The 21,939-nt window shown below is 54.9% G+C and carries 23 protein-coding genes and 1 rRNA gene; 9 read left to right on the top strand and 15 right to left on the bottom strand.

Annotation, left to right across the window (positions count from 1 at the left end; translation table 11 throughout):
• The first annotated feature begins 14 nt into the window (after window positions 1-14).
• A complete protein-coding gene (locus F7R27_RS00120; RefSeq protein WP_151702196.1) occupies window positions 15-857 on the top strand; it encodes an SDR family oxidoreductase in 843 nt (280 codons plus the stop codon).
• A gap of 13 nt (window positions 858-870) precedes the next feature.
• Here the strand turns inward: F7R27_RS00120 and ppk1 are convergent, their stop codons facing one another.
• The 9 genes from ppk1 to radC form a co-directional block, all read right to left on the bottom strand.
• Entirely contained in the window at window positions 871-3,054 is a 2,184-nt protein-coding gene (gene ppk1 / locus F7R27_RS00115) for a polyphosphate kinase 1 (protein ID WP_151702195.1), read from the bottom strand.
• Window positions 3,055-3,082: 28 nt separating this feature from the next.
• The gene (hemB, locus tag F7R27_RS00110) at window positions 3,083-4,093 is read right to left on the bottom strand and encodes a porphobilinogen synthase (RefSeq protein ID WP_206060327.1); all 1,011 of its coding nucleotides are present in this window, start codon (window positions 4,091-4,093) and stop codon (window positions 3,083-3,085) included.
• 520 nt (window positions 4,094-4,613) lie between these two features.
• A complete protein-coding gene (locus tag F7R27_RS00105; protein WP_151702194.1) occupies window positions 4,614-5,636 on the bottom strand; it encodes an MJ1255/VC2487 family glycosyltransferase in 1,023 nt (340 codons plus the stop codon).
• 139 nt (window positions 5,637-5,775) lie between these two features.
• Entirely contained in the window at window positions 5,776-6,696 is a 921-nt protein-coding gene (locus tag F7R27_RS00100; RefSeq protein WP_151702193.1) for an alpha/beta hydrolase, read from the bottom strand.
• A 28-nt stretch (window positions 6,697-6,724) separates the two neighbouring features.
• The gene (mutM, locus tag F7R27_RS00095) at window positions 6,725-7,537 is read right to left on the bottom strand and encodes a bifunctional DNA-formamidopyrimidine glycosylase/DNA-(apurinic or apyrimidinic site) lyase (protein ID WP_151702192.1); all 813 of its coding nucleotides are present in this window, start codon (window positions 7,535-7,537) and stop codon (window positions 6,725-6,727) included.
• A gap of 21 nt (window positions 7,538-7,558) precedes the next feature.
• Window positions 7,559-8,431: a DMT family transporter gene (locus tag F7R27_RS00090; RefSeq protein WP_151702191.1), complete on the bottom strand. Its 873-nt coding sequence runs from the start codon at window positions 8,429-8,431 to the stop codon at window positions 7,559-7,561.
• A gap of 228 nt (window positions 8,432-8,659) precedes the next feature.
• Complete coding sequence (gene rpmG / locus F7R27_RS00085; RefSeq protein ID WP_151702190.1) at window positions 8,660-8,830, bottom strand: 50S ribosomal protein L33; 171 nt, start codon at window positions 8,828-8,830, stop codon at window positions 8,660-8,662.
• A gap of 11 nt (window positions 8,831-8,841) precedes the next feature.
• Window positions 8,842-9,078, bottom strand: a complete 237-nt coding sequence (rpmB, locus tag F7R27_RS00080; protein ID WP_151702189.1) for a 50S ribosomal protein L28 — start codon at window positions 9,076-9,078, stop codon at window positions 8,842-8,844.
• A gap of 191 nt (window positions 9,079-9,269) precedes the next feature.
• Window positions 9,270-9,944: a RadC family protein gene (gene radC, locus F7R27_RS00075; RefSeq protein WP_151702188.1), complete on the bottom strand. Its 675-nt coding sequence runs from the start codon at window positions 9,942-9,944 to the stop codon at window positions 9,270-9,272.
• Window positions 9,945-10,041: 97 nt separating this feature from the next.
• Here radC and coaBC point away from each other — a divergent pair, with 97 nt between their 5' ends.
• Genes coaBC through slmA form a run of 5 tightly spaced genes read left to right on the top strand, consistent with a single transcriptional unit; the run spans window position 10,042 to window position 14,730 of the window.
• Window positions 10,042-11,256: a bifunctional phosphopantothenoylcysteine decarboxylase/phosphopantothenate--cysteine ligase CoaBC gene (gene coaBC / locus F7R27_RS00070; RefSeq protein WP_151702187.1), complete on the top strand. Its 1,215-nt coding sequence runs from the start codon at window positions 10,042-10,044 to the stop codon at window positions 11,254-11,256.
• A 2-nt stretch (window positions 11,257-11,258) separates the two neighbouring features.
• On the top strand, window positions 11,259-11,717 hold the full coding sequence (gene dut, locus F7R27_RS00065) for a dUTP diphosphatase (RefSeq protein WP_151702186.1): 459 nt from the start codon (window positions 11,259-11,261) through the stop codon (window positions 11,715-11,717).
• Between the two features lie 34 nt (window positions 11,718-11,751).
• Window positions 11,752-13,146, top strand: a complete 1,395-nt coding sequence (locus tag F7R27_RS00060) for a phosphomannomutase/phosphoglucomutase (protein WP_151702185.1) — start codon at window positions 11,752-11,754, stop codon at window positions 13,144-13,146.
• Window positions 13,147-13,171: 25 nt separating this feature from the next.
• Window positions 13,172-14,080 (top strand): acetylglutamate kinase, encoded by a 909-nt coding sequence (gene argB, locus F7R27_RS00055; protein ID WP_151702184.1) that lies wholly within the window; start codon window positions 13,172-13,174, stop codon window positions 14,078-14,080.
• Between the two features lie 38 nt (window positions 14,081-14,118).
• Window positions 14,119-14,730 (top strand): nucleoid occlusion factor SlmA, encoded by a 612-nt coding sequence (gene slmA, locus F7R27_RS00050; protein ID WP_151702183.1) that lies wholly within the window; start codon window positions 14,119-14,121, stop codon window positions 14,728-14,730.
• A 10-nt stretch (window positions 14,731-14,740) separates the two neighbouring features.
• On the opposite strand, the gene F7R27_RS00045 is transcribed toward slmA, so the two are convergent.
• Genes F7R27_RS00045 through gpmI form a run of 4 tightly spaced genes read right to left on the bottom strand, consistent with a single transcriptional unit; the run spans window position 14,741 to window position 19,607 of the window.
• Window positions 14,741-15,589 (bottom strand): divergent polysaccharide deacetylase family protein, encoded by an 849-nt coding sequence (locus F7R27_RS00045; protein ID WP_151702182.1) that lies wholly within the window; start codon window positions 15,587-15,589, stop codon window positions 14,741-14,743.
• Window positions 15,590-15,591: 2 nt separating this feature from the next.
• Window positions 15,592-16,887 carry a S41 family peptidase gene (locus tag F7R27_RS00040; RefSeq protein ID WP_151702181.1) on the bottom strand — a complete coding sequence of 432 codons (1,296 nt, stop codon included), beginning with the start codon at window positions 16,885-16,887 and terminating at the stop codon, window positions 15,592-15,594.
• A 20-nt stretch (window positions 16,888-16,907) separates the two neighbouring features.
• A complete protein-coding gene (locus tag F7R27_RS00035; protein WP_151702180.1) occupies window positions 16,908-18,041 on the bottom strand; it encodes a murein hydrolase activator EnvC family protein in 1,134 nt (377 codons plus the stop codon).
• A gap of 15 nt (window positions 18,042-18,056) precedes the next feature.
• The gene (gene gpmI / locus F7R27_RS00030) at window positions 18,057-19,607 is read right to left on the bottom strand and encodes a 2,3-bisphosphoglycerate-independent phosphoglycerate mutase (RefSeq protein WP_151702179.1); all 1,551 of its coding nucleotides are present in this window, start codon (window positions 19,605-19,607) and stop codon (window positions 18,057-18,059) included.
• A gap of 159 nt (window positions 19,608-19,766) precedes the next feature.
• Between gpmI and F7R27_RS00025 the strand changes: the two genes are divergently transcribed.
• Genes F7R27_RS00025 through secB form a run of 3 tightly spaced genes read left to right on the top strand, consistent with a single transcriptional unit; the run spans window position 19,767 to window position 20,937 of the window.
• Window positions 19,767-20,183 (top strand): rhodanese-like domain-containing protein, encoded by a 417-nt coding sequence (locus F7R27_RS00025; protein WP_151702178.1) that lies wholly within the window; start codon window positions 19,767-19,769, stop codon window positions 20,181-20,183.
• 3 nt (window positions 20,184-20,186) lie between these two features.
• Window positions 20,187-20,447, top strand: a complete 261-nt coding sequence (grxC, locus tag F7R27_RS00020; protein ID WP_151702177.1) for a glutaredoxin 3 — start codon at window positions 20,187-20,189, stop codon at window positions 20,445-20,447.
• Between the two features lie 22 nt (window positions 20,448-20,469).
• The gene (gene secB / locus F7R27_RS00015; protein WP_151702176.1) at window positions 20,470-20,937 is read left to right on the top strand and encodes a protein-export chaperone SecB; all 468 of its coding nucleotides are present in this window, start codon (window positions 20,470-20,472) and stop codon (window positions 20,935-20,937) included.
• An 85-nt stretch (window positions 20,938-21,022) separates the two neighbouring features.
• Here the strand turns inward: secB and F7R27_RS00010 are convergent, their stop codons facing one another.
• Window positions 21,023-21,679, bottom strand: a complete 657-nt coding sequence (locus F7R27_RS00010; protein WP_151702175.1) for a tRNA-uridine aminocarboxypropyltransferase — start codon at window positions 21,677-21,679, stop codon at window positions 21,023-21,025.
• 153 nt (window positions 21,680-21,832) lie between these two features.
• Window positions 21,833-21,939, bottom strand: a 5S ribosomal RNA gene (rrf, locus tag F7R27_RS00005); the annotation flags it as partial.

Below are 21,939 nucleotides of genomic sequence, written 5' to 3'. Positions count from 1 at the left end.
GCAAGGAGACCCATATGAACCAGACCAGCATTCTGATTGCAGGATGCGGAGATGTCGGATCGGCACTCGGCCTTCAGTTAATCGCTGAGGGCGCCAGCGTCCATGGCATTCGCCGTAATATAAACCAGCTACCGGCAGGCATAAAGGGTATTGCCGCGGATATGAGCCAGCCGGCCACACTGAGTTCGCTGCCAGAGTGTGATTATCTGGTCTGGCTGGCCAGTGCCACGGAGCACACCGAGGAGGGATACCGGCAAGCCTATATCGAAAACCTCAAGCATCTACTGGCAGCACTTCCGGCATCACCCAGACATCTTTTTCTGGCCAGCAGCAGTGGCGTCTATCATCAGACAGGTGGGGAGTGGGTCGATGAGGACAGCCCCACCGAACCGGATGGCTTCAGTGGCAAGGCGCTGCTGGAGGGTGAAGAGCTGGCGCGCCACTGCGGCATTCCCTGCAGCATTGTGCGCTTCACGGGGATCTATGGGCCAGGCCGAAACCATCTGGTCAATCAGGTGCTGGCCGGTATTGCAGCACCCGATCAGCCGGTCCATTTCAGCAACAGGATTCATCGTGATGATTGTGCCGGTGTACTGCACCATCTGATGAAGCTGCATCTTGAAGGGGCAACCCTGGCTGACTGCTATCTGGCCAGCGACGACCTGCCGGTGCCCCTTTCGGAAGTAATGCAGTGGCTGGCTGAGCAGACCGGCAGCGAGATCAAAGAGCACCGGATCATACGTCGAGGAGGCAGCAAGCGTTGCAGTAACCGAAGACTGAAAGCCACCGGCTACCGCTTTATCCACCCTGATTATCGATCAGGTTTCAACAGCTTGCTGGATAGCATAAGGCGCTGAAGCGCTCGCCAAATCAAAGCACGGCAAACTCTTCCAGCAGCTTTTGCTGTGCACAGAAGCGCTCCTCGCCCTCTGCAGGCTGCAACAGCGTATAGCTGCCATCCGAGTGCAGCTCCCAGCTCTGGGTATTGTCCTGCAGGTAGTAGTCCAGCTCATTCTTGATACGCTCTGCGTTTCTGCCGGTCAACTGGAAACCTGTCTCGACCCGGTGCAGCATGTTACGCTCCATCCAGTCAGCGCTGCTGCAATACACCAGCGGATCACCACTGTTGGCAAAGTAATAGACGCGAGTGTGTTCCAGAAAGCGACCGACTATCGAGTGCACCCGAATATTATCGGAAATACCCGGCAGCCCCGGACGAAGGCGGCACATGCCACGAATGATCAGATCGATCTGGACACCGGCCTGCGAAGCTTCATAAAGCGCACGGATCAGTTTCGGCTCGGTCAGGCCATTCACCTTGATGATGATGTGGCCCTTCTGCCCCGCCTGATACTGCCGTATCTCGTTATAGATCAGCTCCAGCATGCGTGCATGCAGGGTAAAGGGGGCGTTGTAGAGTTTTTTCAGCTTCTGGATCTTGCCCATGCCGGTCAGTTGCTGGAACACCTTGTGCACATCCTCACCCACATCGGCATCCGCGGTCAGGTAGCTGTAATCCGTGTAGAGGCGCGCCGTGCCTGAGTGATAGTTGCCGGTACCCAGATGGCAGTAACGCACCAGGTTATTGCCCTCGCGCCTTACAATCAGCACCATCTTGGCATGGGTCTTGTAACCGACTACACCGTACACCACCAGACAGCCAGCCTCCTGCAGGCGACTCGCCAGGTTCAGGTTACTCTCTTCATCAAAGCGTGCACGCAGCTCAATGACAACCGTCACCTCCTTGCCGTTACGCGCCGCATCCACCAGCGAGTTGACGATGTCGGACTTGACCCCTGTGCGATAGAGCGTCTGTTTGATCGCAATCACATCAGGATCCTTGGCCGCCTGCCGCAACAGGTCCAGCACCGGTGAAAAGGACTGAAAGGGATGATGCAGCAGAATATCTCCCTTGCGCAGAATGGTGAAGATATCCTTGTCTGTACGCAGTTTACCTGGCATACCGGGAGTGAAGGGCTTCCAGTGCAGGGCCGGGCGATCCACCAGCTCGCGTACGGCATTCAGACGTGTCAGGTTAACCGGCCCATCGACACGATAGACATGGCTGTCTGCCAGACGGAACTCCTCCTGCAGGAAGGCGATCAGTTCCTGTGGTGAGCGGTTATCCACCTCCAGCCTGACCGCATCACCGAACTTGCGCGAATGCAGCTCACCACGCAGGGTATGCGCCAGATCCTCGATCTCTTCCAGGTCGAAACTCAGGTCGGCATTTCGCGTGATGCGGAACTGGTAACAGCCACGCACCTTCATGCCGGGGAAGAGTTCGGCAGCAAACTCATGGATCATGGAGGAGAGAAAGATCAGGTTATCACCACCATCACACAGCTCATCCGGCAGGCGGATCAGACGCGGCAGTGAGCGTGGTGCCGGGATGATCGCCAGTCCCGTCTCACGCCCGAACGCATCCTTCCCCTCAAGCTGTACGATAAAGTTGAGACTTTTGTTGACCAGTCGTGGGAAAGGGTGGGATGGATCCAGCCCGATCGGACTGATCACCGGCAACACCTTCTCCTCAAAGAACTCCTTGACCCAGGCCCGCTGCACATCGGACCACTGGCCTCGGCGCATGAAGCGGATACCCTGCGACTCAAGTGCCGGGAACATGATCTCATTCAGAATCTTGTACTGGCGCTCGACATTGATCTCACAGATCTCCCGGATCTTCTCCAGCACCTTCTGCGGATGCAGCGCATCAGGGCCGACATCCTCACGGCCATACTTGAGCTGGCGCATCTGCTCGGCGACACGTATCTCGAAGAACTCATCCAGGTTGCTGGAGAAGATCAGCAGAAACATCAGCCGTTCCAGCAGTGGATAACTCTCATCCAGCGCCTGCTCGAGCACCCGCACGTTGAACTGAAGATGGCTGAGCTCACGGTTGATATAGAGCTCCGAAGCCTTCAGATCAACCGGCACCTCCTCTATCGGGTCTATGGTAGGCAAAATCTCCCGACTCTCCAGCAGAGCAGCCGCCGCCTCGGCCGTCACCTGCTCCTCAACCTGTTCGTTCAGCAACAGCGCTTCTTCACTCATCGACATGGATTCCTGTTTACAATAAGTTCTACTGCTGCAGGGCTTTCGCGGCTCTGACAGCAAAATAGGTCAGGATGCCATCGGCACCCGCCCGTTTAAACGCCAGCAGCGACTCCAGCATCACGCTGCGCTCATCCAGCCAGCCATTCTGAAATGCCGCCATATGCATCGCGTACTCGCCACTGACCTGATACACGAAAGTCGGCACCTTCAGCTCGGTTTTAACTCGACGCACGACATCCAGATAGGGCATGCCCGGTTTGACCATCACCATATCGGCACCCTCGGCCAGATCCAGCGCCACCTCATGCAGCGCCTCATCCGAGTTGGCCGGGTCCATCTGGTAGCTGAACTTGTTGCTCTTGCCCAGATTCGCCGCAGATCCCACCGCATCACGGAAGGGGCCATAATAGGCACTGGCATACTTGGCAGAATAGGCCATGATCCGAGTATTGACGAACCCTTCGGTTTCCAGGGTTTCACGAATAGCCCCGATACGGCCATCCATCATATCGCTCGGCGCCACCACATCGGCCCCTGCTTCGGCGTGTGACAAGGCTTGCTGCATCAGGGCTTCGACCGTGCGATCGTTCAGTACATAGCCTTTGTCATCAATAATGCCGTCCTGACCATGCGTGGTGTAAGGGTCCAGTGCCACATCGGTGATCACGCCCAGCTCCGGGCAGGCGTCCTTGACCGCCCTGATGGCTCGCTGCGCCAGACCATCGGGGTCATAGGCGGCTTCGGCAAACTCGGATTTGGCACCGGCTGCGACCACCGGAAACAGCGCCATCGCCGGTATACCCAGGCTGACCAGCAGCTTCGCCTCCTCCACCAGCAGATCTATCGACATCCTTTCTATCCCGGGCATGGAGGACACGACTTCACGCTGCCCTTTGCCTTCGATGACAAACATCGGATAGATCAGATCATCCGGTGTCAGGATATTTTCGCGCATCAGGCGACGGCTGAACTCATCAGCACGCATCCGACGCATGCGGGTTTCAGGAAAAAAACGCTGGCTGTTAGTAAATCCCACGGCACAGTTCCTATTGCAAGAGCTTAATTGGACGACACAAAGATGACAGCTGTATGACACTCTTCTGTTGCCATCAGCACGCCGCCCTCATGATAGTTAACACTATTCTACTCCAATCACCAGGCGTTGACAGATGATACAGATCAGCCCCTGTGACATTGAGTGAAGTGATCCAGCATGAGTTCCCGTCATGACTAGCCTGTCGAGTCCTGACTCTGACAGGGATAAAAAATCATGCCATTAAAAATAAACGCAAGCATATGAAATATAGAATTTATTTATACATTTTAAACGGAACGTATAATTAGGAAAAAATCCTATAGCAAGATTTTCTCCCTGATCCATAATAGGTCACATGGATCTCCTGTTCACGGATGAAACATAAGGACGGCAGAGCATGCGGCCATGGATGCTTGGATGGCAAAAGCCAGATGGCTTTGGAACGCAAGGATAGGATCGCCAAATGAAAGGGGTGTATTATGGATAATACACCCCTTTTGCCTTTTGGGTTCCGAGTAACCTATTCAGCCACCTGCCATAACTGCCTGGCCAATACCTCCGGTGCCCCCACAGCCCCCTCTTTCAGCCAGTGCGCAACACTGCCTGCAACATCAGGAAGCCTCATCAGATCAGCACCAGCCTGCTCCAGCCAGGAAGCAGTCAGGTCTGCGTCGAAGCTGCTTATAATGCTTGCCCGCTGCATCTGCTGAAGTATCACTGCATTCGAGAACTGCTCTATCTGGCCTTTCAGCGGCTTCACCAGCAGCTTCTTGCCACTTTGCATCGCCTCACTGCACAGCCCGAATCCCGCATTACAGATAACACCCCCACAGCGTGCCAGATCCTGCTGAAACCCTTCACGCGACAAGGGCAGAAAGGTGAGATTCTCCTCACAACTCGGCGCTTCGGTTTTCAGGTAAATCCTGAAATGATAGTCGGGAAACTGCTGCAGCCACTGTTGAACCTCACCCCTCTCCTCAAATGGAAGATAGACCAGGATTGTTGAAGCATCGTGATGCAGGGGATAAGTCTGAGGCAGAATCATGGGAGGCAGTATCGGGGCATCAAAGGCCTGCCAGTGGATCCCAAGTCGGATATCTGCAGGTGCAAAAAGTGAAACCGCCTGTTTGAGGAACGGAGTTTTTTCAGTGCCGGGTAAGGGAAAGCACAAAGCATATTGATGTGCCAGCCCTATGCAGCGACGTTTCTGACGCCATGCAGCCCAGGCCGCTACCGGCTCGAAATCGGTCAGCACCAGCTCATATGCCGACAGATCCAGACGGCGAACATCACGGCAGAACTCACCCAGCCGACTGCTTCGCAACGTCTGCCACTTTGACACCCTGCCGGCATGCGTGACGAGCGTAAGGCCGGTTCGCGTCTGATACTCCCCGAAGCACTCCATATCAAAATAGGCATCTGGATGACGACCACTGAACAGATAATCGGTCTGAATACCGGCTCGCTGCAAGGCTGGAGCCATCACACGGGCACGTGTGATATGCCCGTTGCCCGTGCCCTGTATCGCATAGAGGATTCGCATGTTATCTCCTGATACGGATAGATCAGGAGATTATGAGCAGGTCATGATGACACTGCCATGACACCATCATAACAACACCATAACAACGCCATGACACCTTGGTGACAGGCTGCCCGAATCAAGCCCTGCTCAAAGAGATTCAGGCAAGAGTGTTTTTGAACCAGTCTGCCGTCATGGCAGCCAGACGCTCAGGCTCATCCCAGGGCAGCATATGCCCGCCGCCCTCCACCGGAATCAGCGTGAAGGGATGCTTCATCGCCTGGATGATACGCTCCGAGTACGCCATCGACAGTACGTCATCGCAAGTCCCGTGAATGATTGCCGCTTTGAAATCATAGGATTGTTTCATCACGCCACTGCGATAAGTGAACAGACTGGCCAGGGTTCCCAGAGGATAGTCGTAGATCAGTCGCGGATCGTTTTTAATCTCCTCTCTGGCCGGATGAGACGCCAGCAGCCGGTCATAATCCAATACGGACTTCAGCGGCAGCTTCCAGGAGGGGAACAGCATCGCACTGCCCCAGGTCCAGCTCCAACCTAACTGATGCAGAAAATCGGGCGGCTCTTCGGTCAACAGAAGTGTTCCGCACAGCACCGAGTGCACTCGCTCATCACGCTCAGCCAGCGCTGCCGCCAGCAAACCGCCTATCGAGTAACCATACACCCCGATGGGGCCGGAGAAACGCTGCTGCAGAAGATCAAGCACCTGCTGCAGATCTTCTACAACCTGCTCGACACGATAGTCACCGCGCTCCCCTTTCGAGTAGCCATGACCACGCATATCAACGCCCACAACATTGAAACCTGCTTCGGATACACGCCCCAGCAGTTCTGCATAAAGCTCACAGTAAGTGCCCAGTCCGGGTAAAAACAGCAGAATCGGCGAATCCGGTGCATGTTCGTAAAGCTCACAATGCACAGCACCATCACCGACCTGAAACACCTCGCGCCGGGCCAACCACTGATGCAGGGCCAGCTTATCGCGCAGACGCTCGCGCTGCTCGTCACTCTCTTTCACTTCGTCGGTACTGGTATTGATCCAGCCAAATGCACTATTCATGACAATTACTCAATTTGGTGCCAAAGCGCTACTTCTGACAATAACCACAAAACACACTGCTTCTCTGCCCGAGCTTTATCTCTTTCAGAGGCGCGGCGCAGGTTTTACAGGGCTCGCCCGCCCTGCCATAAACATATAATTCCTGCTGAAAATAACCGGGCTTGCCATCGCCTCCGACAAAATCACGCAGTGTTGTACCGCCACGCTGGATCGCATAACCAAGTATGCGTTTGATCTCGATCACCAACCGCGCCAGCCTTTCAGCTGATATACGCCCCGCCGCTCTTCTGGGATCTATTCCTGCGGCAAACAGCGCTTCGCTGGCGTAGATATTGCCAACACCCACTACAACATGGCTATCCATGATCAATTGCTTGATCGCACAGCGTCGTCCCTTACAACAAGCATACAGGTAATCGGCATCAAACATATCACCAAGTGGCTCAGGCCCCAGCCTGGCCAGCAACGGGTGCTCCGTACCTCTGGGCTGCCATAGCACAGAACCAAAGCGACGCGGATCCGTCAGGCGCAGCAACTGGCCATCATCCAGCTCCAGATCAACATGATCATGCTTACCTGCCGGCGCCCCCTGCGGCAATATCCGCAGACTGCCCGACATCCCCAGATGCACCAGCAGATCCCCCTGATCAAAACCGATCAACAGGTACTTGCCACGGCGTGACACCTGCAGAACCCTTCTCTGAGGCAGCAGCTCCGTCAACTCTGCAGGGACCGGCCAGCGCAGCCGCGGCTGGCGCACCACCAGTCGACGGACATGACGCCCTGTAACATGAGGTTCGATCCCTCGGCAGGTGGTTTCAACTTCTGGTAACTCAGGCATGACTTTTTCTCTTCCCCGACATCAGGATGTGGCAACGGCAGGCGCGCGCAGCACCTTATATACACCGACCACGGTCACCGCAATACCCAACAGTGCCAGCCATGACAGCTGCTCATCAAACAGCCACCAGGCCTCCAGCACTGTCAGGGGAGGCACCAGGTAGAAGTAGCTGGCCACTCGCGAGACCTCGCCACGGCGAATCATCAGCATCAGCAGCAGAATCGCCCCTACCGACAGGCCGAACACCAGCCACAGCAGTGCACCAATCAGTTCGGGATGCCAGACAATCTCACCCGTCTCAAATAACCAGGTGAGAATCCCCATGCTGACCACAGTCGACAGATACTGAAAGAAGGAGCCGGTCAACAGATCCACACCGGCGCCGAAGCGTTTCTGATACAGGGTTCCGATCGAAATACCCAGCAGTGCCACAAGTACCGCAATCAGGGCCACAAATTTGACCTCAAACTGCTGTCCCTGCAAGCCACTGAGCAGCACCATGCAGACCCCGACCAGACCAGCCGCCAGACCCAGCCACTGTTGCCAGTGCAGACGCTGATGCAACCAGTACCAGGACATCACAGCGGTCAGCAGCGGTTGCAAGCCTACAATCAAGGCCGTCACCCCGGCTGGCAGTTGCCAACGGATCGCCGCAAAGACGCCCCCGAGGTAAGCCGCATGCACCAGCAACCCCACTACCATCTGGTGCCCGGCATTGCGCCGCGAGGGCCAGTTGGCCCGGAAAATCACAATCAGCAGCAGAAAAACCGCCAGGGTCATCAGCATGCGGATAAACAGAAGGTTGAAAGGCTCAATCCACGGCAGCGCATATCTGGCGCCGATAAAGCCGGTACTCCAGAGCAGCACAAACACAAAAGGGATCAGTCGCACCATCTTATTCAGCTCCACATGGGAATGACAAAGTCACAACTAAAAACGCATCCTGACAGTAGCAGATCGCAGAGCACAAAACGAAAAAAGCCCGACACTGAGTCCGGGCTTTTTATACACAGGGATGTGCAGTATGCTGACAATGCAGGAGCAATTGGCAGCGATGCACAGGAATGTGCAGTATGCTGGCAACGCAGGAGCAGTTGCCAGTCATGTCGGCTGAGATCAATATTACTTGATCTTGGCTTCCTTGTAGATCACGTGCTTACGGACAACAGGATCGTATTTCTTGAATTCGAACTTGTCCGGAGTGTTACGCTTGTTCTTGTCTGTAGTGTAAAAGTGACCTGTTCCTGCAGAGGAAACCAGTCGAATCTTTTCACGAGCGCCTTTCTTAGCCATCGTCTAGCTCCTCAAACCTTCTCGCCACGGGCACGCAGTTCGTTCAGAACAACATCAATGCCTTTCTTATCAATGATACGCATGCCTTTTGAAGAAACACGCAGACGGATAAAACGGTTTTCATTCTCTACCCAGAAACGGTGCCAGTGCAGGTTCGGCAGAAAACGACGGCGCGTTTTACGGTTGGAGTGGGAAACATTGTTCCCGGTCATCGGGCCTTTGCCCGTTACCATGCAAACTCGAGACATTGCATTAACCCTGAAATTGTAAGTTACGTTTACCCTATCCGATGTTTATTGAGAGCGAATACCAATGCTCTCTCAGGCGGAGCGTTCAATGATCCGAACAGAATCCCGTACCATTAAGGGATAGGAGGGCGCATATACTATCCGAACTATTGTCATTAAGCCAGCTGATTGTTGATTTTTTATCCACTTTCTCAGATCCAGCCCCGTTCAGCAAACGAAACCACCTCGCTGTCGCCAACCACCATATGATCCAGCACGCGGATATCGACCAGTTCAAGGGCACTCTTGAGGCGGTCGGTGATCTGACGATCAGCCATCGAGGGCTCGGCAATACCTGAGGGGTGGTTGTGTGCGAGGATCATCGCGGCGGCATTGTGGGCCAGTGCCAGCTTGACTACTTCCCGCGGATAAACGGATGCCGCATTGATCGTGCCCTGAAACAGCGCTTCGTAATGGATTACACGATGGTGGTTATCCAGCAGCAGACAGGAGAACACCTCCCGCGGCTCATGTCGAAGCTGTGCCGTCAGATAGCGCTTGACCGTTTGCGGGCTGTCCAGTGCCGAACCACGGCTCAGACTCGCCTCAAGGTGCCTGCGCGCCATCTCCAGCACCGCCTGCAACTGCACATACTTGGCACTGCCCAGCCCATGCGCCTGACAAAACGCCTGCTCAGAGCATTCCAGCAGGCGCCTCAACCCACCGAAATGATGCAGTAACTCACGCGCCAGATCGACAGCACTCTTGCCCTTGACCCCTGTGCGCAGGAAGATCGCCAGCAGCTCCGCATCCGATAACGCCGCCGCACCCTGCGCCAATAATTTTTCTCTTGGCCGCTCTGCAGCCGGCCAGTCTGTAATCGCCATAATCACCTCCTTGTGATTGCTCAATCTGGGCAAAACATTGCTCAGGTGGTATCTTAGCGCCTTCTGTAAAAACAAGGAATAACTGGACTCTCAGGGTATGCATAGACTTACCAACCGCCAGATACTGCTGGGCATTACCGGGGGCATTGCCGCCTATAAAAGTGCCGAACTGACGCGCCTGCTGAAAAAGGCCGGTGCCGACGTGCGCGTGGTCATGACACCGGCAGCCGCCGAGTTCATCACCCCACTGACACTGCAGGCCCTGTCGGGTCATCAGGTGCATCTGGAGCTGCTCGATCCGGAAGCGGAAGCAGGCATGGGCCATATAGAGCTGGCAAAGTGGGCCGACCTGGTCCTGATTGCACCGGCCAGCGCTGATTTCATCGCCCGCATGACTGCAGGCATGGGCAACGACCTGCTGACAACACTGTGCCTCGCCACTGACGCCCCCATCTGTCTGGCACCGGCCATGAATCAGGCGATGTGGCGCGATACCGCCACCCAGACAAATCTCGCAACCGTTGTACAGCGCGGTATCAAGCTGTTTGGTCCGGCAGAGGGCGAACAGGCCTGTGGCGATACCGGGCCGGGGCGCATGCTGGAGCCCGAGCAGCTGGCACAACTGGCAGCAGAACAGTTTGAAACTCGCAGCCTCAGTGGCAAGACCGTTTTCATTACAGCTGGCCCCACCCGTGAGCCTATTGATCCGGTGCGCTTCATCTCCAACCACAGCTCCGGCAAGATGGGCTTTGCCCTGGCCCAGGCAGCCGTGGATGCCGGTGCGCGCGTCAAACTGATCAGCGGTCCGGTGAATATCAGTGCCCCGCCACGGGTAGAGCTGGTCAAGGTGGAAACCGCTGAGCAGATGCTGGCCGCCTCACTGGATGGTATAGCAACCTGCGACCTGTTTATCGGTGCAGCCGCCGTCGCCGACTACAAACCCGTCGCCGTCGCCGAACATAAGATCAAGAAGGGCAATGAAGAGATCATGGAGCTGCGGCTGGTCAAGAATCCGGACATTATTGCCACCATCGCCGCGCAAGCTGCCCCGCCCTTTACGGTCGGCTTTGCCGCCGAAACGCGTGATCTACTCAACTATGCACGCAGTAAACTGACCCGCAAACAACTCGATATGATCATCGCCAACGATGTATCACAGCCGGGGATCGGCTTTAACAGTGATGAAAATCTCGTCACTCTGGTCACGACCGATACCCAGGAAACACTGCCCCAGTGCAGCAAGCAGCAACTGGCTCGGCAACTGATCGAGAAGATCGCATCCACCATGAACGCCGCTCAGGATAAGGTTTGAATATGAAACAGCAGCTCCAGGTAAAAATTCTCGACTCACGTATTGGCGACCAGTTCCCGCTGCCCAGCTACGCCACACCCGGCTCGGCAGGTCTGGACCTGCGCGCCTGCCTGGACAAGACACTGACTCTGGAGCCGGGGCAGACCGAGCTGATACCGACCGGTATGGCTATCCATATAGAAGACCCCGCTCTGTGTGCAATGATTCTGCCTCGCTCAGGCCTTGGCCATAAGCACGGCATCGTGCTTGGCAATCTGGTCGGGCTGATCGATTCCGATTATCAGGGACAACTGTTTGTTTCCTGCTGGAACCGTGGCCATACCACCTTCAAGATGGAGCCGGGTGAACGTATCGCGCAGTTGGTACTGGTTCCGGTAGTACAGGCAGATTTTGAGATCGTTGAAGAGTTCAGCGACAGCGACCGTGGTGCTGGCGGCTTTGGCTCTTCGGGCCGTCATTGAATCGCTCCACTCTTACTTACAGTGATAAAGGAACATGGATTTGATCAACACACTGAACGACTTCAACCGCGATGTCTTTCGCGCCTACGATATCCGTGGCATCGTCGGAGTGGACCTGAGCGATGCACTGGTGTGGCATCTCGGGCGCGCGTTTGCCGCTGAGGCACTGGTGCAGAACATCAAAACCGTACTTGTAGCTGCAGATGGACGCCTCTCTGGTCCGGACCTGAAACGCATACTGACCACGGGTCTGCAGGCTGGTGGTTGTGATGTGATCGATATCGGCTATGTACCGACACCAGTGCTCTATTACGCTGCGCATCAGCACGCTGATATGACAGGCATCATGATCACCGGCAGCCACAACCCAGCTGACTACAATGGCTTCAAGATGATGCTGGGTGGCCAGACCCTTTCAGGCGATGAAATTCAGGCACTGCGCCACAGGATTGAGCAACAGAACTATACCGAAGGCAGTGGCAACACCTCCGAACAATCTGTTGCCGAGGACTACCTGCAGCGGATCTGCTCGGACATTACTCTGACACGCCCTCTGAAGGTGGTAGTGGACTGCGGCAACGGCATTCCCGGCGAGCTGGCACCGGAACTTCTGACTCGTCTTGGCTGCGAGATCATCCCGCTGTTCTGTGATGTCGATGGCACCTTCCCCAACCACCACCCGGATCCGGGCAAGCTGAAGAACCTGCAGGACGTGATCGCCGCTGTTGCCGAGCATGGTGCTGATATCGGCCTGGCCTTCGATGGCGATGGCGACCGTGTCGGCGTGGTCACCAACAAGGGACATGTCGTCTATCCTGATCGGGTGATGATGATGTTTGCCGAAGATGTACTGTCACGCAATCCGGATGCCGAGATACTCTTTGATGTCAAATGCTCGCGGCTGCTGCCACGGGTGATCAGCCAGGCTGGCGGCAAGGCCACCATGTGGAAAACCGGACACTCACTGATCAAGCGCAAAATGAAAGAATCCGGTGCGCTGCTGGCTGGCGAGATGAGCGGCCATATTTTCTTCAAGGAGCGCTGGTACGGTTTCGACGATGGACTCTACAGCGCAGCACGCCTGCTGGAAATTCTGGCCCGCGAAAGCGAGTGTGCCGATACGCTGTTCCGCCGCTACCCGGAAGATATCAGCACACCGGAGCTGAATATCACGGTGCGGGATGACAACAAGTTCATGCTGATAAACGAGCTGCAGAAAGTCGCCTTCCCTGACGGTAATGTCAGTCATATCGATGGGGTCAGAGTCGATTATGCGGATGGCTGGGGGCTGGTCAGAGCGTCCAACACCACGCCGGTACTGGTACTGCGCTTTGAAGCAGAAAGCAGCGAAGCACTGAACCGTATTCGTCGACAGTTCCAGACCTGCCTGCATCAGATAGATGCCACACTCGATATTCCATTGGATTAGCAGAGATTCAACCCGAGGAGCAATCATGCCACTGACACGTCAACAGGCCATTACCACCACCATGGTGCTGAGTGAGGCTATTCCTTACATTCAGCGCTTCGTCGGCAAAACCATCGTCATCAAATACGGTGGCAATGCGATGACAGATGAGAAGCTCAAGGCCAGCTTTGCCCGCGATATCGTGATGATGAAACTGATCGGCATCAACCCCATCGTCGTGCATGGCGGTGGCCCACAGATCGGTAAGCTGCTGGAGCAGCTCAATATCGAATCCCACTTCGTCAACGGCATGCGGGTCACAGACACCAAGACCATGGATGTGGTTGAGATGGTACTCGGCGGCATGGTCAACAAGGAGATCGTGGGCCTGATCAACAGCGCAGGCGGCAAGGCGATCGGCCTGACCGGCAAGGATGGCGAGCTGCTGCGCGCCCGTAAGCTCAAGGTCAAGCATAAAACTCCGGAAATGGAAGCGCCAGAGATCATCGATATTGGTCATGTCGGGGAGGTGGAGTCAGTCAATGTCGATGTTCTGAACATGCTGACCAACTCCGACTTCATCCCGGTGATCGCACCGATCGGCGTGGGTAAGGATGGTCATGCCTATAACATCAATGCCGACCTGGTAGCTGGCAAGATGGCCGAGGTGTTGAAGGCAGAGAAGCTGATACTGCTGACCAATATCGCCGGCCTGATGGATAAGGACGGCAAGGTTTTAACCGGACTGAGCACGGCACAGGTTGATGCACTGATCGAAGATGGCACCATCCATGGCGGCATGCTGCCGAAGATCGGCTGCGCTCTGAGTGCTGTCAACGCCGGTGTGAACACAGTCCATATCATAGATGGACGTGTCCCTCACGCCTGCATGCTGGAGATCTTCACCGATGAGGGTGTCGGCACACTGATCACCAACGATCAGAACCAGCTGTAAACGCATCACGCGGGACGATTATAAAAAAGAGAAGAACAATGACTGAAAAACAGCAGGAAAAAATCTCAAGGCGCGAGCAGATACTCCAGGCGCTGGCTCAGATGCTGGAATGCAATCCGGGCCAACGCATCACGACCGCTGCTCTGGCGCGTGAAGTGGGCGTATCGGAAGCTGCTCTTTACCGACATTTCCCGAGCAAGGCTCGCATGTTTGAAGGGTTGATCGGCTTTATCGAAGATACCCTCTTCTCTCGCATCAACCTGATCATTGGCTCGGATGCCAGCGGTGTGCGTCAGTGTGAGCAGATATTGACGCTTCTTCTGGCTTTTGTGGAAAAGAACCCGGGCATGGCCCGTATACTGACTGGCGATGCGCTGGCCGGTGAAACAGAGCGACTGCGTATCAGGGTAAACCAGTTGTTTGAGCGTCTCGAAACACAACTGAAGCAGATCATGCGCGAGGCAGAGCTGCGCGAAGGGCTGCGCACACAGATCCCGGTAAGCTCCTGCGCCAACCTGCTGCTGGCAACCGCTGAGGGGCGTATTCACCAGTTTGTACGCAGTGAATTCAAGCGCCGGCCAACTGAAAACTGGCCAGAGCAATGGCCACGCCTCGCCGAGGGTCTGTTCAGACGCCAACAGGCGGCCTGATCAGGGGCTGTCAGTCCTTTTTATCTTTCAGCAATACCTTCGCCACCGGTCCGCATTCTGACTCGGATGCAGACCGGCAGCGCACGCCTGCCAGACCTTCCAGTTCGATTATCCGTTCAAACACCTGCTCCTGATGCAGCATTGCCGATACCGTGAGTTGCTGTATGCCCAGCTCATCCAGTCGTGACAGATTGGATCTCAGATAATCGACGGTTTCCCGATAGGGGTGACCAATCACCACAACACTGCCCTTCTCTTGTGCAACCCGGATCGCCAGCTCAAACTGCTGATGGATAAAGGCCTCTGTAATCTCATGATCCAGAAACACATCCCGGATCAGAAAAGGTACCTGATGCTCACGTGCAACCCGTCCGGCAACGGACAAGGCGGTCGTCTTGCTATCGACAAAGAACAGATTCCGCTCCTGAATAACCTCCATCACCCAGGTCATGGGCCGACGGTTTTGTGTCAACAGGCTCCCCATATGATTATTCAGCCCGCGAGCATGAGGGACGCTATCCAGCCCGGCTCTCAGCGTATCCTTAAGTTCATCCTGTGACTGCGTCAAATAGAGGCCACCTGGGCCCAGGGGAAAGTTCTGCGTATTCGCCATGGGTGCATGCAACATGACCCCCTTGCCCTGCTCATTGGCAAGCTCAGCCAGATGCTTACCAAAAGGGGAGTGAGGCAGTACCGCATAGGTCAGTGGGCCAGGCAGAGTGACTGCGGCCTTGCCCAGCTCAAGGTTATCGCCGATATCATCTATGATCAGCACAAAGCGGGGAGATACCTCCTCCGACCAGGCCGCAGGGCCCGGTAGAAGGAGTAAAAGGAGAAATACCAGCAAGCGTCCAGGCATCACTATTCGGTACTGATCACAGGCTTGGGTCCGGCAACAATATTCAGCGCCTTCAACAGATTCAGCGCTTCGTACATCTGGAAGTCAGTCTGTGCCAGTGAAGCTTCCTCAGCCCCCTGCCCGCTGGTGCCTCCCGCTGTGCCACCTTCAAGGTGTCCACTGAGGTCACGCTCCTTGACCTGTCTACCTGGATCAGTGGCAGTCAACTGACCCTCTTCCACCACCAGATCAGGTTGTACACCTTCCGCCTGTATTGAGCGCCCAAGGGGAGTAAAATAACGGGCAGTGGTGAGTTTCACTGCGCGATCATTACTGATCGGCAGTATGGTCTGGACTGACCCCTTGCCGAAGCTGTCGGTACCCATGATCACGGCACGGCGGTGATCCTGCAAAGCTCCAGCCACTATCTCGGAGGCAGAGGCCGAACCACCATTGATCAACACAACCAACGGAACTTCACCCCCCGCGGTTTCAGGACGGGCACTGAAGCGCAGCTCCGAATTGGGGATACGACCCTCCGTATAGACAATCAGCCCTTCGCTGATAAAGGCGTCTGTCACCTCTACCGCCGACTGCAGCACGCCACCGGGATTGTTGCGCAGATCCAGAATCAGCCCCTGCAGCGGCCTGTCTCGGCTCAGATCAGTCAAGGCCCGACGTAGCTGAGCGGCGGTGTTATTCTGAAACTGGCTGATCCTGATCATGCCATAGCCCTCTTCAAGAATGCGAGAGCGAACACTCACTACCCGGATGATGTCACGCGTCAGCGTCACCTCAAAGGGCATTTCGACACCCTGTCGAATCAGTGTCAGCACCACCTCAGTACCAACCTCACCACGCATCAGCTCTACCGCCAGGCTCAAGCCCAACCCCTGCACAGAGGTATCATCAATCTTGATGATGCGATCCCCTGCCCGAATACCTGCACGCTGGGCCGGTGTATCATCTATCGGTGCAATAACACGTATAAAGCCATCATCCAGCCCCACTTCAAGGCCCAAGCCGCCGAACTGACCACTGGTATTCACCTGCAAGCTCTCATAGGCCTTGGGATCAAGATAAGCCGAATGAGGATCAAGACCAGAGACCATCCCCTTGATTGCATCTTCCAACAGCTTGCGATCTTCAACCGGCTCAACATAAGCCGATTTGATCCGCTCAAACACCTCAGCAAACAGACGCAACTCATCCAGGGGCAAAGTCCGCTCCTCGGACACCGCTGGAACAGGCACAAACATGACAAGCAACAATATGGTCAAGGCCTGTCGCCAGGTCTTTAAAACAGGCTGCAGTTTCATATCAATAGTCCTTGGTTATGCTAGCGGCTCTCCAGCCACTGGCCCGGATTAACAGACTTCCCATTATTACGGATCGCAAAATACAGTGCGGGTTCCTCATGGCCACCACTATTTCCAGCCACAGCAACCGCTTCGCCACCGCCAACCCAGTCACCAGGCTCACGGAAAAGGCTCTGATTATGGCCATAGAGACTCATGTAGCCGCCCCCATGGTCAATAATCAGCAGTAAACCATACCCTCTGAGCCAGTCGGCGAACACGACACGACCATGATGCACCGCTCTGACCTCAGTATTCTCGGCAGCTGAAATCAGCAACCCTTCGTAACTCAACTGATTACGTACACTACCATAACTGCGGAGCACTCTGCCCTGCAGCGGCCAGGAAAGTTTTCCCTTGCGCTCGGTGAATGCCTGGTTATCGGTGCTCAGGCGTGAGCGCTCAAGGTTACGCTGAATTTCGACCAGTACCTGTTCCAGCCGCTCCTGATCGCTCTGCAACCGAACCAGTTGCTGCTGATTCTGAGCCAGTGCGGCCTGCAGCTCCTTCAGCGCGGTACTGCGCTGAGTTCTGGCCTGATTCAATGCAACTTCTCTGGCCTTAAGAGACTCGCGCCGATTGATCCTGTCCTGCTCCGCCGCCGTAATATCCTGGCGAGTCTTCTCTAATGTACGCAGTTGCACCTGATAGTCTTGCAGTTGCTGTACCAGGGCACTGTTCACATGATCATAATAGCGCAGGACTCTATCGAGCTGCTCCGGGTCCTGCTGCATCAACAAGAGTTGCAGACGGGGCTGACGCCCCTGACGATACTGATCGCGCAACAGATCAGCAATCAGCTCACGCCTTTGATCGAGCAGGGACTCCAGCTCACCTCTTTGCTGTTGCAAACCACTCAGACGCTGTTCCAGCTGCGCAAGCTCTGTATCCATTGATCGGATCTCTGACGTGACCCGGCCCACCTCACGCTCAGCATCACGCAGAGCCTCTTCCTCTTTACGCTGCTGACCCGTCTGCTGGCCTATGGATGCCTGCAGACGGGTAATATCCTTTTTCAACTGCTGGATCTGAGCGGCAGTTGCCTCCGGATCAGCAGCCAGAGCTGGCTGCATCACCAGTAAGGCAAGCAGAGATATCACTGCAAATGACTTCACGCGCTACAGACTCGCTCAATGTTCAACTAACGAATGTCCTGTCATCTCAGACGGTGGTGTCAGACCCATCAGATCCAGCAGTGTCGGTGCCAGGTCGCACAGGGAACCATCCTTGAGTCTGATATTGCCCTTTTGTGGACCATCATAAATCAAAGCAACAGGCCAGTTGGTGTGGGCGGTATGAGGCTGTCCCGTTACCGGGTCCAGCATCAGTTCGACATTGCCATGATCAGCAGTGATCAAGGTTTCACCGTCCACTTCAGCCATCGCTGCCAACACACGCTCAAGACACTTATCAATACACTCCACAGCCTTCACTGCCGCATCAAACTTACCGGTATGCCCAACCATGTCGCCATTGGCAAAGTTACACACTATCAGATCATAGTCACGGCTCAGAATCGCCTCAACCAGCTTGTCTGTCACCTCAGGCGCACTCATTTCAGGTTTCAGATCATAGGTGGCGACCTGTGGGGAAGGTACCAGAATACGATCCTCTCCAGGATATACAGCTTCCTGCCCGCCATTGAAAAAGAAAGTGACGTGCGCATATTTCTCGGTTTCAGATATACGCAGCTGTGTCCTGCCCAGACCGGACAGGTACTCACCCAGATCATTCTTCAGTGGCGTAGGCGGGAAGGCACAGGATGCCTGAATGCTGGCTGCATACTCGGTCAGCATCACAAAATCAGCAAGCGCAGGTCTGGCACGTCGTTCAAAGCCATCAAACTCATCACCTTCGACAAAAGCACGTGTAATCTCGCGCGCCCGGTCAGGTCGGAAGTTGGCACAGATAATGACATCACCATCCTGAATCACACCCTTCGGATGACCGGTCATATCGGTAATCACCGTTGCCTGAACAAACTCATCATTCTCATCACGGGCATAGGCTTCGGCAAGCGCCTGCTGCGGCGACTGCGCACGAAATGGCGCTTCACCCAACGTCATCGCATCATAGGCCTTGGTCACACGGTCCCAGCGATTATCACGGTCCATCGCAAAGTAGCGTCCTACTACAGTGGCTATGGCACCGGTACCGAGACGCTTGAACACGGCCTCTGCCGCGGCTATTGACGGCTCAGCCGAGCGCGGAGGCATATCCCGCCCATCCAGAATCGCATGCAGAAATACCTTGGTGTGACCACGTTTGACCGCCATTTCAACCAGAGAGAAGAGGTGCTCCTCATGGCTGTGCACCCCTCCGGGCGATAACAGGCCAAAAATATGCACGGCACCCCGTGTATCCTTCGCCTTGTCCATCGCGCCTGTGAGAGCCGGATTTTCAAAAAAATCACCATCACTGATCGCTTTCGATATCCGCGTGAAGTTCTGATACACCACTCTGCCGGCACCGATATTCATATGGCCGACCTCGGAATTACCCATTTGACCATCTGGCAGGCCGACAGCCATACCGGAAGTTGCAATCCGAGAGTTGGGGTTATGTGCCAATAAACTATCCCAGACAGGGGTCTGGGCTGCTTCAATCGCTGAAGAGGCAGTGGACTCGACGCCATAGCCATCCAGGATCAACAATGCCTTGGTTGCTCTTGCTGTTTTCATTTATCTGCCATAGTGCTGTTTATAATTTAATAATGTTGTTTATTTTACTGACATCGCCGGATTATAGCTAACGGTTACCGCCTGGCACTTATACCGCAGGCTCGTACATTGTATACTTATGCGCCTGTTGAAAAGTCAGATTGCCAAGCGGAACTCATAATGGAAAGACTGATCGAATTTGCGATAACACACTACTATCTTGTACTCGCCTGGTTCGCCACCCTTGGCGTCCTGCTGTGGACAGAGCAGAGAAAAGCCGGCAGGTCTGTGACACCCGCTGAGGCAACCCGGATGATCAATAAAGAATCAGCTGTGGTCGTCGATATCCGTAGCAAAAAGGAATGGGATACCGGGCATATCACCGGTGCAAAACATATCCCCTTTGCGGACATGGACAGACGTCTTTCGGAGCTGGATAGCCTCAAGGACAAACCCATTATTATCGTGTGTAATCTTGGGCAAGCGGCAGGCAGTGCCGGCAAAAAGTTGAAAACTGCCGGCTTCACCAATGTGATGCGCATGTCGGGCGGTATTACCGAATGGAAAGCCCAGAGCATGCCCCTGGTTAAAAAGTGATTTATGCCTGAAATTACACTCTATACAACACGCTGGTGCCCTTTCTGTGTTCGCGCAAAGAGTCTGCTGGATCAGAAAAAAGCAGCTTATACAGAACTGGACATCAACAGCGCTCCTGAGCTTCGTAAGGAGATGATGGAGCGCAGTGGACGCAGAACCGTCCCTCAGATTTTTATCAACAACCATCATGTCGGTGGTTGTGATGACCTGTTTGCACTTGAATATCAAGGCAAGCTCGACCCGCTGCTCGCCGAGCACGACTGACAATCAAGCAAAGGAATAACTAATGTCCGAGAATGAAATCAAACCACAGTTCGCCATGCAGCGCGTTTACCTGAAAGATGCATCTCTGGAAACACCGGCAGGCCCACAGGTCTTCACCAAGGCCTGGAAACCAGAAGTCAAGCTGGACCTGAACACCAAGACCTTGGCACTGGACGAAACACACTACGAAGTGGTCCTGACCGTCACCGCTACCGTCAATAATGAAGATACCCCATCTCTGCTGGTTGAAATTCACCAGGCTGGTATCTTCATGATCAGCGGCCTGAGCCAGGATGATCTGGAACACACACTCGGTGCGTTCTGCCCGAACATTCTGTTCCCCTATGCACGAGAAGCTGTGGATAATTTCATTACCCGCGCAAGCTTCCCTCCTCTGATGCTGGCCCCTGTCAACTTCGATGCGCTTTATGCCCAACAGAAGCAGCGTCAACAGGCAGAAGCTCCTCAGCCTACAGAAGCACCACACTGACCAGCTCAGTCATGCCTCTGCAGTTGTACAGCGCCTGAGTCCACCAGGTTGCTGTACAACCTCTTTCCCCGCCCGATCCAGCCATCTATGGCAAGATATCTTCTGGCATTTTGCTGCGTCGTGAGATATGCCCCCGAATGTTGAATAGTCTGAATACCGATGCCAGATGCTCGGCAGCAAGCTGATCTCCTGTCTGCTGCAGTAACGCTATGGCGACCTCAGCTGTACATAACTGACCCGGCTCAATGGCCTGCCTGAGCCTGTAGCCACTGTGCAAGCGCGCCTCAGGCTCTATCACCGGCAAGTGATCGAGATATCGGCTATGCCTGAACATTCGCCTGGCCTGACGCCAGGTGCCATCCAGTATGATGAATACAGGTTTTCGCCCATCGCTGGGTACAGGATCACTGATCATACGATGCTGATAGTCTTCACCGAAAGGAAACACTATGCAGGGTGCCAGAGCCGGATCATCCAGGAGTCCCTGAAAAGCGTCACCCGGCTCCTGACGTGCCCATTCCGATGATGTTGAACCTGCAATAGTGTTCAGTATCAGGCGCCCCGTGTTACTGGGTTTATAAAACTCATTGTGGTGTGTCAGTAACCAGAAAGCAGATCCTGCAGTGACAGTGTGACATTCGGCACAGATGCACAGATCCACACGCAGCCGACAACGCTCACAGCGTCGGGTTTTGGAACCACGGGCAACAAAGGGTTTACGTGGTGGATCAACTAATTGCATGGTGCTTGTACCTGCAGTGTACTGTTGACTGTTCATGAGCCTCTCATATTAAGAAGCTTTCAGGCGCCAGGCTGTTAAACCTGCATATCATTACAAGGCCGCTAAACGCAAAAACCCCCGATCTCGAAGAGACCGGGGGCTGCGGTATTAAGTGCCTGGCGATGACCTACTCTCGCATGGGGAGACCCCACACTACCATCGGCGATGACGCGTTTCACTTCTGAGTTCGGTATGGGATCAGGTGGTGCCACGTCTCTATG

Source organism: Nitrincola alkalilacustris (genome assembly GCF_008973755.1).
GTDB lineage: Bacteria > Pseudomonadota > Gammaproteobacteria > Pseudomonadales > Balneatricaceae > Nitrincola > Nitrincola alkalilacustris.
The sequence above is the reverse complement of the archived record's forward strand: the minus strand, read 5'-3'. Positions and strand labels throughout refer to the sequence as shown.